The sequence below is a fragment of the Streptomyces sp. NPDC037054 genome, from assembly GCF_055606745.1.
Window position 1 is genome coordinate 23,404 of the sequence record NZ_JBVJSJ010000003.1, and the last position, 13,133, is coordinate 36,536.

Annotated in this window: 9 protein-coding genes; 1 reads left to right on the top strand and 8 read right to left on the bottom strand. The window is 73.6% G+C overall.

The window, feature by feature from the left end:
- Window positions 1-94: 94 nt before the first annotated feature.
- The 5 genes from ACZ7D7_RS08695 to ACZ7D7_RS08715 are packed head-to-tail and all read right to left on the bottom strand — an operon-like array spanning window position 95 to window position 7,165.
- Window positions 95-1,411: a lysine N(6)-hydroxylase/L-ornithine N(5)-oxygenase family protein gene (locus ACZ7D7_RS08695; RefSeq protein ID WP_470823246.1), complete on the bottom strand. Its 1,317-nt coding sequence runs from the start codon at window positions 1,409-1,411 to the stop codon at window positions 95-97.
- On the bottom strand, window positions 1,408-2,010 hold the full coding sequence (locus ACZ7D7_RS08700) for a GNAT family N-acetyltransferase (protein WP_470823247.1): 603 nt from the start codon (window positions 2,008-2,010) through the stop codon (window positions 1,408-1,410). Before ACZ7D7_RS08700 ends, ACZ7D7_RS08695 begins: the two co-directional genes overlap by 4 nt.
- Entirely contained in the window at window positions 2,007-3,806 is a 1,800-nt protein-coding gene (locus tag ACZ7D7_RS08705; protein ID WP_470823248.1) for an IucA/IucC family protein, read from the bottom strand. Before ACZ7D7_RS08705 ends, ACZ7D7_RS08700 begins: the two co-directional genes overlap by 4 nt.
- Window positions 3,803-5,341, bottom strand: a complete 1,539-nt coding sequence (locus ACZ7D7_RS08710; RefSeq protein WP_470823249.1) for a pyridoxal phosphate-dependent decarboxylase family protein — start codon at window positions 5,339-5,341, stop codon at window positions 3,803-3,805. The genes ACZ7D7_RS08705 and ACZ7D7_RS08710 overlap by 4 nt, the downstream gene beginning before the upstream one ends.
- Before the next feature lie 12 nt (window positions 5,342-5,353).
- A complete protein-coding gene (locus ACZ7D7_RS08715; RefSeq protein ID WP_470823250.1) occupies window positions 5,354-7,165 on the bottom strand; it encodes an IucA/IucC family protein in 1,812 nt (603 codons plus the stop codon).
- Window positions 7,166-7,413: 248 nt separating this feature from the next.
- On the opposite strand from ACZ7D7_RS08715, the gene ACZ7D7_RS08720 reads away from it, so the two are divergent.
- Window positions 7,414-8,901, top strand: a complete 1,488-nt coding sequence (locus ACZ7D7_RS08720) for an MFS transporter (RefSeq protein ID WP_470823689.1) — start codon at window positions 7,414-7,416, stop codon at window positions 8,899-8,901.
- A 39-nt stretch (window positions 8,902-8,940) separates the two neighbouring features.
- Here ACZ7D7_RS08720 and ACZ7D7_RS08725 read toward each other — a convergent pair whose 3' ends face one another.
- From ACZ7D7_RS08725 to ACZ7D7_RS08735, 3 genes are all read right to left on the bottom strand, one after another.
- Entirely contained in the window at window positions 8,941-11,019 is a 2,079-nt protein-coding gene (locus ACZ7D7_RS08725) for an iron ABC transporter permease (protein ID WP_470823251.1), read from the bottom strand.
- The gene (locus tag ACZ7D7_RS08730; protein ID WP_470823252.1) at window positions 11,019-12,014 is read right to left on the bottom strand and encodes an ABC transporter substrate-binding protein; all 996 of its coding nucleotides are present in this window, start codon (window positions 12,012-12,014) and stop codon (window positions 11,019-11,021) included. Before ACZ7D7_RS08730 ends, ACZ7D7_RS08725 begins: the two co-directional genes overlap by 1 nt.
- A gap of 70 nt (window positions 12,015-12,084) precedes the next feature.
- Window positions 12,085-12,894, bottom strand: a complete 810-nt coding sequence (locus tag ACZ7D7_RS08735; RefSeq protein ID WP_470823253.1) for an ABC transporter ATP-binding protein — start codon at window positions 12,892-12,894, stop codon at window positions 12,085-12,087.
- Window positions 12,895-13,133 lie beyond the last annotated feature (239 nt).

Here is a 13,133-nt window from a genome sequence, read left to right on the forward strand (position 1 = left end):
GTCGCGCTGGTCGTGGCGGTGGTCCGGTGAGCGGGGTTTCCCGCGCACCGGACCACCGGGGCCTCCGGGGCCGGCGAAAGGCCGGTCCATCCGGCTACGACGCGGGCCGCGGTGCCTCAAACGTGGTGAACGCGCTCTTCTTCGGCAGCCGGTAGGTCTCGCGGCCGGTGACGGCGTTGAGGATCGCCGCGTTGCGGACGGCTCCGATGTCCAGGTTGGGGGAGGAGACGCCGTGCGCGTGCACCTCGGCGTTGGCGACGAAGACGCGGCCGGTGATCCCGTCGGCGAGTTCGACGGAGTGGTCCAGGCGGACCCGGGGCCGGCCCCGGCGGTCCCGCAGCAGCAGGTCGTCGACCGGGGCCAGGAAGGCGGGCGTCCGGTTGCGGTAGCCCGTCGCGGCCACCACCAGGTCGGTGGTGTGCTCGAAGGCCTGGCCGGTGTCGCGGTGCCGGCACGTCAGCACCGCCCGCCCCGACGCGTCCACGGCCGCCGACTCCACCGCGGTCCCGAAGCGCAGTTCCACGTCGGCCAGGCCGTGCTCCAACTGGCGCCGGTAGAGCAGCTCGTGGACCTCCTCCAGGGTGTCGGTGGAGATGCCCTTGTAGAACTGCCACTGCTCGCCGACCAGCCGGTCGCGCACGTCCTCCGGCAGCGAGTGGAAGTACTGCATGTAGGCCGGGGTCGTCATCTCCAGCACCAGCTTGGTGTAGTCCAGCGGCGCGAACGACGCGGTGCGGGTCAGCCAGCTGACCGCCGGACCGCCCTCGATGTTGCGGCCCAGCAGGTCCACGACGACCTCGGCGCCCGACTGGCCCGAACCGACGACCGTCACCTTGCCCGCCGCCGCCACCTCCGCCGTGCGGTACAGGTACTCCGACGTGTGCAGGATCTTGTCCTCGGGCAGGCCGGCCAGCGCGTCCGGGACGTGCGGTGCCGTGCCGATGCCGACGACGAGGTTGCGGGCGGGCAGCCGTACCCGCGCGCCGTCGCCGCGTACGGCGTGCACCGTGAAGCGTTCGGCGGCGTCGTCCCAGTGCACGGCCTGCACGCGGTGCGAGAAGTGCACCGAGGGCAGTCTCGCCGCCGCCCAGCGCAGGTAGTCCTCGTACTCGCGGCGGGACGGGAAGAAGTTCTCCCGCACGGTGAACGTGTAGAGCCGGTCCATGTCGTGGAGGTACGACAGGAACGACAGCGGATGGCTGGGCGCGACCAGAGTGACCAGGTCGGCGAGGAAGTTCACCTGCATCGAGGCGTCGCCGAACATCATGCCGCGGTGCCAGGTCAGCTCCGGCCGCTCCTCCAGCACCACCAGATCGAGGTCGTCCACGGTCGAGGCCAGCGCGGCCAGGCCCAGGTTGAACGGGCCGCAGCCGATGGCCACCACGTCGTACTCGGCGGTCAGGTCCGTCATCGGGGCATGTCCTCCTCACGGCGCGGACGGACGAGCAGGGCGGCGGTCTTGTCCGGGAACGCGACCTCTCCGGCGGGCCGGAAACCGGCGGCGGCGAACGCCCTGAGGGACGGCGCGTTGTTCACGTCGGGCTCCGCGACCACCCGGGCGCACTCCGGATCGGCGGCCAGCAGGCCCTCGGCGACGGCGCGCAGCAGCGACCGGCCGAGGCCCCGCCCCGTGCGGTCCGCCTCGCCGATGGCGATGTGCACGCCCAAGTCGCGCGGGGCGTACGGGTAGTGCTCCGCGAGCCGGTCCCGCAGCACCCGGTACACCTCGATGTACGCCAGCGGCCGGCCGTCCAGGTCGATCAGCACGGGCAGGATCGCGTCGCCCGCCAGATGCCCGGCGATCTCCTCGGCCCAGCGCCCGCGCGGCCACGCCTGGTGCCAGAAGGCGTCGATGTGGGGCGACCGCATCCAGCCGTGCACCAGGTCCAGATCGGCGCCGTCGGCCCGCGCGACCCGCGCCGACCAGGGGCCGTCCAGGCGGGGGAGCGGCGGCCCGGGGACGGCGGCGGCCGGGGCCGCCTCCCGCCGTACCGGCTGTAACGACGTCATGCTGCGGCCTCCCGCAAGGGGTTGGGGGCATCCAGGTAGACGGACTGGGCGTCCAGGGGTGCGAGTACTTCGTCGATGCCGTGCAGCCGGGTGAGCAGATTGCCCTTGCACGGCAGGGTGTCGGCCTCCAGCCAGCGGCGGGCCAGCCGGTCGCCGTCGGGTCCCGCCTCAGCGAGCGCGGGCAGGGCGGCCCGCAGCCGCTCGGCGAGCACGGCGAGCAGCCTCCGCTCGTCCGCCAGACCGTCCACGGCGAGACAACCCACAACCGACAGGGCCTGGTTGCGCAGCAGGTAGTACGACAGCCGGTCGTCGACCAGGGCGTCGTCGACGACGGCCAGCGTGGAGGAGTCCGCGCCGAGCCGCTTCAGCAGACCGGGCAGATAGGAACCGGCGAGGTAGTAGCCCTGGTTGTCGCGGAACGTGCCGCCGGTGACCCGGCCCCGCTCGTCCAGCCGGACGAGGGTGTTCTGCTGGTGGGCCTCCAGACCGATGCCGGTCGCGGCGTACAGGTGCAGCATGGGCACGAGCACCTTGTCGGTGTAGTCGGCCGTCCACTGCTCGGCGGCCCCGGAGCCGAGTCCGGCGACCCGTTCGCCGAGCGCGCTGCGGCCGAGACCGGGACGCGGCGCCACCAGGCCCACCAGACAGCGCAAGTCGGCGATGTCCGGGGGCACTTCGCGTACGGCGACGTCGAGTCCGGTCACGTCGGGGCCCTCCGGCCGGCCCGGTTCGTCGACCGCGATCCAGGCCGGGTCACGGGTGATCGCGAAGCCGGGGTGGGCCAGGAACGTGCTCTCCGCGTACCCGGCGTCCAGCAGCCGGTTGATCTCCAGGCCGCGGCGCAGCTCCGTACGGGTCGACTCCCTGCGGGAGTTGGTCAGCCGCAGCCCGAGGGACAGCTTGAGCATCACGTCGGCGCCCGGCCGGTACACCGTGCGCACGCTGGAGGTCGGCCACCACTCGGGGCCCAGCTCGCCGAGCGGCTCCAGGGCGCCCGAGTCGACCAGGGCCCTGATCCGCGGGCGGTGCAGCAGGTCGCGGGCCTGCCAGGGGTGGGCGGGCACCAGCACCCGGCCGTCGTCCGGGCGCCGCCCGGCCAGGTCGGCGAGGAGTGCCACGGTGTCCCGGCCCGCCAGGGACGGCGCCCCCTCGACCGCGTCGTGCGAGACGACCGACGCGTCGGCGGCGAACCAGTGCAGCCGGAAGGAGCCGCGCAGCTCGGGCGAGAACGCGGCGGCGTCACGGTCCGAGACGCCGTCCCGGCTCTTGGGCGCAGGGTGGTTCAAGTGGCCCAGCAGCAGGCCCTGTTCGGCGTCGAGGAAGCCGTCCACCCCGGGCGGCGGCTGCGGGCGCGTACGCCGGTCGGCGATGAACGAGGCGACGCGGCGCACCGATTCGGCGGTGCGCTCCACCAGGTCGGCGACCTCACCGGCCGGGACGCCGCCGGGTCGGCTGCCTCCGCGCACGGCGGCCTCGGTGGACAGCAGCGCGACCGCCGTCACGGGGTCGGCGACCGCGCCCAGTGGCCCTCCGGGGCCCTCCAGCCGGGTGGGCGCGAACCGGTGCCAGCCGGTGGGCGAGCAGTGGGTCACCTCGGTGACGAGGGCGAGGCCGGCTGTCGGCAGCTCCACCCGGAGCGGGCCGGGCGCGACGGGAGTGCCGGTCTCGCGCAGCCAGCAGCGCAACAGCGCCTCGACGTGGGCGTGTTCGGCGGCGCCGCGCGCGTCCAGCGCGTGCAGGGGGTCGGTGGAGCCGGTGGCGGGGGCGGGGGTCGAGGCCGCGGTGGTGATGCTCATGCGGCGCCCTCCTCGAGGAGTCGTTCACAGGTGCGGCCGGCGTTGAGGACGATGTCCACCAGGCCGTCGATGTCGTCTGTGGTGGCGGTCGGGTTGAGCAGGGTGAACTTCAGGCACACCCGCTTCGGGGAACCGGGGCCCGCGGTCGCGGCCTCGGTGCGTCCGACGAGGGCCGTGCCGGACTCCAGCAGGCGGCGGCGCAGGGCGCCGTTGAGGGCGTCGGCGGCCGCAGGGTCCGCGCCCCGGTAGCGGAACACCACGGTGGTCAGTTCGGCCGGGGCGACGAGTTCCAGGTCGGGTTCGGCGAGGATCCGCCGCTCGGCGTGGCGGGCGAGGTCGTGGCAGGCGTCGACCATGCGGCCCATGCCGCTGCGGCCGTACGTCAGCAGGGTCGCGGCGGCCTTCACCGCGTCGGGGCGGCGCGTGGTCTGCAGGCTGCGGCCGAGCAGACCGTCGTAGCCGGCCTCGGAGTCGTCGGTCGGGTTGAGGTAGGCCACCTGCCGGTCGAGGGCGGTGAAGGCCGTCGTGTCGGACACGAGCAGCACGCTCGTGGCGGCGGGCAGCCAGCCGATCTTGTGCAGGTCGAGGGTGACCGAGTCGGCCAGCTCCAGGCCCGCCAGCCGGCCGGCCAGCCGCTCGGAGAACAGCGCGCCGAACCCGTAGGCGGCGTCCACGTGCATCCACACGCCGTGGTCCGCGGCGATCTCGGCGATCTGCGGCAGCGGGTCGACGGAGCCGAAGTCCGTGGTCCCGGCGGTGGCGACGACGGCGACGGGCGTCCGGTCGGGCCCGAGCGCGTCGAGGGCGGCGGCCAGCGCCTCCGGCCGCATACGACGGTGCTCGTCCACCGGCAGCGGGCGGACGGCGGCCTCGCCGAGGCCGAGGGCGGCGCAGGCGCGATGGGTGGAGAAGTGGGCGAGTTCGGAGCAGAACACCACCGGGCCCGGCAGCCCCACCACGCCGTCCTCACGGGCGTTGACACCGCGCCGGTGGGCGGCGGCGTCCCGCGCGAGCAGCAGGCCGAGCAGATTGGACAGGGAGCCGCCCGGGGTGAGGACACCGTCGGCGCGTTCCCCGAGCCCGGCGAGACGCGTCAGCAGACCGACGAGCCAGCGTTCGACGGCGATGGCCGACGGTCCGGAGTCGTACGTGTCCAGCGAGGCGTTCTGGGCGCTCGCGAGGGCGTCCGCCGCGACCGCGACCGCCAGCGTCGGCGGCTGCAAGTGGGCGGCGGCCCGGGGGTGGGAGAGGTCGACGCCGTGCTCGGCCAGCACCGTGGCCAGCAGTTGGAGCGCGGCCTTGGGCCCGAGCCCTTCGGCGGGCAGCTCGGCGGGCCCCAGCGCGGCGCAGGCGGCGGCCAGCACCTCGGCGGGGGTGCCGGACGGGACGGGCCCTGCCGGACGGCGGGCGGTGGAGGCGGCGTCGACGGCCTCGGTGAGCGCGGCGAGCACCTCGGCGAGTCCCTCGCGGGAACCGGCGAGCAGGGACGGGGGGAAGTCGGTCGTGAGAGGTCGTGATTCGGTCAGCGGTGTCACGGCCTGTGCTCCTCAGCCTTCCGCGAGCGGGTTGGGGTGGGTGCCGTTCGGGTACAGCGCGTGGCGCAGGGCCCGGTCGCCGTAGCGGGTGACCACGATCCGGTCGCGGTTCAGGCCGTACCGGGGGATCTCCGGGGTGAGCAGGTCGTACTCGGCGAACCGCTCGGCGAGCTCCGGGAAACGCTGGTGGAAGCCGAGGACGGTCTGCCGCACCAGGGACCAGAACGTCTTCTCCGGCACGCCGAGCTGCTCGGCGCACAGCGGGGCGAGGTAGCGGAAGTGGCCGACGAACACCTGGTCCACGACGTGCTGGCGGATGATGGAGGGGTGCTTGCGCGGCAGCACGTGGTCGTGCCCGTCCGGCTCCGGGCCGCGCTCGGGCACGTCCGTGAAGGACACGCACACGTCGTCGACGAAGTCCTTCAGGTACAGCCGGACCGGTACGTCGTTCTCGTCGTACCCGAGCAGCGTGTTCTGCCCGTGCGGGTTGAAGGTGACCCCGTACCGGTACAGCACGTGCATGATCGGCACGAGCAGCGTGTCGAACAGCCTGCGCAGCCACTCCTGCGGGTCGAGGCCCGACGCCCGGACCAGTTCCGCGACGAACGCGTCCCCGGCGTGGTCGACATGGAGCAGCGAGGCGAAGGTGCGCACCCGCTCGCCGGCGTCCCGGTGCGCCGACACCGGGTCGCGCCAGATGCAGCCGAGGGTCTCCAGGTGCTGGTAGGGCGCGCCGTCGAGCTTGGACAGGTACGGGTGGCGCACGGTCACGGACGCGACCTCGCCGAGGAACACCGTGCGGCACTCGTCGGTCAGGAACGGGTCGCGTTCCACGAGGCCGCGCAGCCACTGGGTGACGACGGGCGCGCCCATCGTGCAGTGCGGCGGAATGCCCCGCCACACAAGGGTGTTGAGGATCTTCAGGGGCAGTTTGACGTCGTAGCGCTCGGGCGTCGAAGCGTTGGCCATCGTGCGGATGGACTGGCCGGGCAGATACGTGTCCGGGCTCTCGCCGAGCGGGACGATGCGCCGCTGCGCCACGTCGGCGGCATGCAGGATCTGGACGGCGTGGTCCCACTGCCAGGGGTGCACCGGCATCCACACGTACGCCGACGGGTCCACCCCGGCCTCGGCCAGCACGGCGGCGAAGCGGTCGCGCGTCCGCGGGTCCAACTCCCGTTCGAGGACGCGCTCTTCGGACAGCTCGGAGGTGCCGCGGAACTCGGCGAGGCCGCGGTGCACGGCCACCCACTTCAGCCTCAGCGGCTGTGCCGCCTCGGGGGCGTACTGGCGCACGTCGGTGGCGGAGAAGCCGATCCGGCCCTTGTTCGCGACGAGCAGGTTGTGCCCGGTCATACGGCACTCCAGCTCGGTGTGCCCCAGGTCGCGCAGCTCGGCGACTGTCTCGCCGCCGTGCGTGAGGCGCGCGGCGTCGACGGCGAGGGTGGCGGAGAGCTCGGTGAAGTAGGTGGCCACGGTCGACGGGTCGGTGCCGAGGGTCGAGGCCGACTCCATGAGGAACTGCTGGGCGTCCCAGGCGGGTTGGGCGATGGAGTTGCCGAGCATGCTGGTGGCGGTGCGGGTGATCGACTCCGGGTCCACGCGCAGCCAGCCGAACGCGCCGGGCACGGCCCGGAACGCGTACGTGGTGCCGCTGTCGAGGTCGACGCGGTAACCGCCGTCGCCGGTCTCGACCGCCTTGAGCATGTCCTCGAAGCACCACTCGCCGATCGCCTTGGCGAGGAGTCGACGGTTGGCCTCCCGCCAGGCCGCGGGGGTCACGTCCGGCAGCGCGGGAACGGGATGGTCGGCGGGCATGGGCATCAGGCGGCTCCGATGTCTGACTGGATCTTGGCGCTCCAACGCCTGGACGTTCGAGCGGGCTTACATTAGGTTAGGCTTACCTTATGGACAAGGTTAACTTTCGGCCACAGAGCCGGAGTTGACGACTGACGCTCCGTCAATTCAGCGCACCCGTCGGCCTGCCCGTGAACTGCACTCCGAGGTGATCAGCGGTGTCGTCCCGCCGAGGTACTCCCCGATGGACCTTCGCCCTGGTCTGTGCCGGTGGCGTGATGATGACCCTCGACGTGACCGTCGTGAACGTCGCGTTGTCGGACATCTCACAGGATCTGGACGCCGGCCTCGACCGGGTGCAGTGGACGGTGTCGGCGTACTCGCTGGCGTTCGGCGCGCTGCTGCTGACCGCCGGCGCGCTGTCCGACCGCGTGGGGCGCCGGGCCGTGTTCACCGCCGGCATGGCGCTGTTCACCCTCGCCTCGGCCGCGTGCGGCCTGGCGCCGGACGCCGGTTCCCTCATCGCCGCGCGGGCCGCCCAAGGGCTGGGCGGGGCCATGGTGTTCGCGCCGACGCTCGCCCTGATCGCCGCCGTCCACGAGGGCGCCCGGCGCCGGGCCGCGATCGCCGCGTTCGCCGCCGTGGCCTCGGCGGCGGGCGCGCTGGGCCCCGTCGTGGGAGGACTGCTCGTCCACCTGCTGGGCTGGCGCTGGATCTTCCTCCTGAACGTCCCCATCGGCATCCTGGTCGTGGCCGGAGCGCTGACCCGCATGCCCGAGTCCGCCGCGCCCGGCGACACCCGGCGCCGCATCGATCTCCTGGGCGCGGTCCTCGCCGTGGGCGCGCTCCTGGGGCTGCACTATCCACTGGTCGCGGGCCCCGCATCCGGCTGGACGTCGCCGCGGGTAGTGCTCTCGGCGACCGCCGGAGTAGCGCTGTCCGTGGCCCTGGTGGCGGGCCGGCGCCGCGCCGACGGCCTGATCGACCTCACCCTGCTGCGCGTCCGGGCGTTCTCGGGAGCGGCGGCGCTCGGCTTCCTGGCCAGGCTGACCAGCCTCGGTGTGCTGGCCTTCACCACCCTCTGGCTCCAGAGCACGTACGCGTACTCCGCGCTCGAAGTGGGCCTGGCGCTGCTGCCGCTGACGGGCAGCCTGCTCGTGGCCGGCCTCTTCGTCGCCCGGCTGCAGAAGTCCTTCTCCGCCGACGCGTTGGTGGCCGGCGGCTTCGCGGCGCAGGGCCTGGGCCTGCTCGGCCTCGCGGCCGCGGCCGCGGGCGGCGGATGGGCGGCGACGGCCACGGGACTGGTGCTGCTCGGCGCCGGCGGGGCCGTCATCTTCCCGCCGCTGATGGGCGTGGCGGTCGGCTCGGTGCCCGCGGAACGGGCCGGGACGGCGTCGGGGCTGACCAACGCGTGCTACCCGCTGGGCACGGCGACGGGGGTGGCGGCCTTCGGGGCGGTGTTCTCGGCCCGGCTGGGCGCGGGCCTGTCCGACGGCGCGGGCACGGGCACGCCGCTGCGGGAGGCGGTGGAGACGGGCCGCTTCGAACTCCTCGACCCCGCGTTGCGGCCGTTGGCCCGGTCGGAGTTCTCGGCGGCGTACACGGCGGTGTGCGTGGCCGCGGCGGTGGTCTGTGCGGCGGGTGTGCTGGGGGCGCGCACGCTGCGGGTGGACGGGGCGAACGAGGCCGACGCCCCGACTCGGGACGGCTCCGTCACCCGGCGTCGGGGCGCACGAGGGGCAGGACGCGCGGCCCGGCGCTGACGGGACGCCGCCGCGCCCCCGCCCCACCCGGCGGACGCGTTACGCGTCGCGCGTCCGCCGCAGCAGCCACACCAGGTACGGTGCGCCCACCAGTGCCGTCACGATGCCCACCGGGATCTCCGTCGGGGCGAGGAGCCAGCGGCCCAGGGCGTCGGAGGAGACGACCAGGACCGCCCCCAGCACCGCGGCCATCGGCACCATGCGCGTCGCGCTGTTGCCGACGACGCGGCGGGCCAGGTGCGGGGCGACGAGGCCGACGAAGCCGACGGCGCCGACCGCCGCCGCCGTACCGGCCGCCAGTACCGCGCCCGCGCCGAGGACGAGCAGCCGGGCCCGGCCCAGCTCCAGGCCCAGCGCGCGCGGCAGTTCCTCGCCGAGGGCGAGCAGGTTCACCGGCCGGGCGGCGATCACCAGCAGCACGGCGACGAGGGCGGGCAGGGCCAGCCAGCCCAGGGCGCCGAAGTCACGCCCGTACGTGCTGCCCGCGAGCCAGCCGAGGGCGGACGCGAGGTTCATCTGCGCGCCCACCACCATGATGTTCACCAGGGCCATCGACGTGGCGGCGGCGCCGAGGCCGACGAGGACGACCCGCGTCGGATCGAGCCCGCTCCGGCCGCCGCCGCGCGTGCCCCGGGCCACCAGCACCACCACGGCGAGCATCAGCACGCCGCCGATCCCGGCAGCGGCGGGCAGCGCGGCCAGCGGCGCCGACGGGACGACGAGGATGACGGTGATCGCGCCGAGGGACGCCCCGCCGGTCACGCCGACGAGCCCCGGCTCGGCCAGCGGATTGCGCACGACGGCCTGCACCGCCGCTCCGGCGACGGCCAGGCAGGCCCCGGCGAGCGCGGCCACGAGGACGCGCGGCAGCCGGTAGGACACGACGGCCTCGGTGATCTGTTCCGCGGAACCGAACAGCGCCGACCCGAGCTGGCCCCAGCTGATCTGCACGTCGCCGACGCGCAGCGACACCACCATCGCGAGGGCGAGGGCGACGAGTCCGCCGCCGAGCGCGGCGGCGTAGCCGGGCGCGCGGCGCCGGTCGGAGACGACGACCGCCGCACCCGTGTCGGCGTCACCCGTGCTGACCCGGCGGGCCATGGCCATGAAGACGGGCCCGCCGATCAGCGCCGTGACCACGCCCACCGGAATCTCCGCGGGCTGCGTGGCGGACGGCGTCACGATCAGCTGGGCGGCGGCGTCGGCGCCGAGCACGAGCCCGGCCGTCAGCAGCGCCGACATCGGGATGAGCAGCGCGTGCTTGCGCATCCCCAACTGCCGCACGATCACGGGGCCGATGAGGCCGACGAAGCCGATCGGGCCGGCGAGGGCGACGGCCGAGGCCGACATCAGCACGGCGACGAGGAACGCCGCGGGACGGACGCGTTCCACGCGTACGCCCATGGCCTGGGCGGTCTCGTCGCCGAGCGCCAGCAGGTCCAGGGGGCGCGCCAGGAACGGGGCGATCAGCGCACCCGCGAGGACGACCGCGCCGAGCGTGAGCGGCCGTTCGAGGCCGGACTGCAACAGAGTGCCATTGCCCCAGAAGAACAGTCCGCGGGTGGCCTGCACGTCGAGCATCTGCAGGAACTCCGCCGCCGAGGTGGCCGCCAGGGCGACGGTCGCCCCGGCGAGCAGCACCCGTCCGGGCGTGAGGACACCGCCCGCCGTGAGCAGGTACACGACGGCGACCGCGACGAGCCCGCCGAGGAACGCCGCGCCCCCGGCCGGGACCGGGCCCAGGCTCACGCCGGTGAACGCCACGAGCACCACGGCGAAGTACGCCCCCGCGTTCACCCCGAGCGTGTCGGGCGCCGCCAGGGGGTTGCGGGTCGCGCCCTGGACGAGCGCGCCGGACACGCCGAGGGCGATGCCGACGACGAGCCCGGTCAGGGTGCGCGGCAGCCGGCTGCCGACCAGGATGTCCCCGGTGCGGGGATCGCCGTGACCGAGGAGCCACGCCACGATGTCGCCGATGCCCACCCCGGATGCTCCGAGGCCGAGGTGGACGACGGCGACCAGGCACAGGAGGAGGGACAGGCCGCCGCCCACGAGCACAGCTCGTGGGCGGCGGCCGAGCGGACGGGCCGGAGCGGCCGTCAGTTGCTCCGAGGCCATCAGACCTTCAGGGCCTTGCCGGTCTCGTCGAGGATGTGCAGCGCCGACAGCGGGCCGCCGAACAGCCAGGTGCCCGGGTCGAGCGGCAGCGCCCTGTCGTTCTTGACGAAGTCCAGGCCCTTCCACACGGCGTTGTCCGCGAGGTCACCGGTGAACGGGTTGTCGTTGTCGGCGGCCACGTACAGGAACGTGGCGTCCTTCTCCACCTTGGTCAGGCCCTCGACGCCGACCGTGGTCATGCCCCACGCGTCGGACGCGCCCTTCCAGCCGTTCTTCAGCCCGGCCAGGTTGAGCACCTGCGGGGCGATGGCGTCGTCGGTGAGCATGCGGATCGAGGCGGCACCGTTGGCGGTGAAGCCCTGGGCGAGCGCGTACTTGAGGCCGCCCTTGCCGGCCTTCTCCAGGCGGGACTTGAGGTCGGCGGCCTTCGCGTCGATCTGCTTCGTCACCTCGGCGGCCTTGTCCTCCTTGCCGACCGCCTTCGCCAGCTCGGTGAAGTTCTTCTTCATCGTCTCGAGCTGGGGCTTGGTGGTGTACGTGAACGACAGCACGGGGGCGATGCCCTGGAGCTGCTTGAGGTTCGCCTTCGACCGGTCGTTGTCGACCACGATGAGGTCCGGCTTCAGCGCCTTGATCTTCTCCAGGCTCGGCTCGTTGCGGTCGCCCACGTCGGTGACCTCGCCCGGCAGGTCAGCGCCCTTGGCGGTGATCCACGTGCCGTAGCCCTTGTTGTCGGCGTTGCCCGTCGGGGTGACACCGAGCGCGACCAGTTCCTCGGCGTAGGTCCACTCCAGCGTCACCACCTTCGTCGCGGGCTTGTCCAGAGACACCTCGCCCTGCGCGGTGTCCACGGTGATCCTGCCGTTCGAGGCCTTGTCCCCGCCGGACTTGTCGCCCGCGGTGTCCCCGACCGTGCCGGAGCCGCAGCCGACGGCGGTCAGCACGAGCGCCACGGCGGTGCCGCCCGTCGCGAGGGCGCGCAGCATTCTCTGCATGTCGAATCTCTCCTTGTTGCTGGTGTCACTGGTGACGCGGGGCGAACCGTCGTGGGGGGTCGGCCGTGGGTCAGGACGCGGCGGGGGCGCCGGACCGCTGGGGGAAGCAGGCGAGGTATCCGCTCTGCGGATCGCGCACGACGTTGACGCGCAGGCCGAAGGCGCGGTCGATGACGTCGGGCGTGAGGACGTCGTCCGGGGAGCCGGAGGCCGTGATCACGCCGTCGGCGGCCACGACGACGTGGTCGGCGTAGGCCGCCGCCTGCATCAGGTCGTGCAGCACCACGCCGCACGCGATGTCGTGCTCGCGGGCCAGCCGCCGCACCACGTCGAGGACTTCGAACTGGTGGCGCATGTCGAGATAGGTGGTGGGCTCGTCCAGCAGGAGGACGCCGGCCCGCTGCGCCAACACCATGGCCAGCCAGGCGCGTTGACGCTCACCGCCGGACAGCTCGTCGAGCCGGCGGTCGACCAGCGGGCCCGAGTCGGTGACGTCGAGGGCCCAGTCGATGGCTTCCGTGTCCTCGGTGGTGTGCCGGGCGAGGGCGCCGCGATGGGCGTACCGGCCGTGTCGTACGAGTTCACGGACCGTCACGCCGGCCGGTGCCTGCGACGACTGCGGAAGGAAGGCGAGGCGCTGCGACAGCGTGCGGCGCCCGAGCGAGCGAAGTGGTGTGTCGTCGATCCGGACCTCGCCGGAGACCGGCGGCAGAAGACCGGCCACCGTCCGCAACAGGGTCGATTTTCCGCACCCGTTGGGGCCGACCAGGACGGTGATCCCACCGGCCCGCAGGGACAGGTCCACGTGCTTCAGCACCGGCCGTCCCGCGTGCCCGACGTCCAAACCCTCGGCCACCAGACGGACTTCGCCTAACGACACCACATCCCCCTCCTGCTGCCGGGCCCAACGGCGCCACCATACAATTTAGGTAAGGCACACCTAATGGCTCGGCTCCGATCCGTACAACTTGTGACCATGTCGAGATCTGCCGCGCTCCCGTGCGCCCCCGCGCATGCCCAACTGCCCTTGTGCACAGCGAGAGATGGGGTGTAAAGCACCCGATTCGGCCGGCCTGACGCTCCTCTTGCCGGTCGCCGTGCGCCGTCCGGAACGGGCGG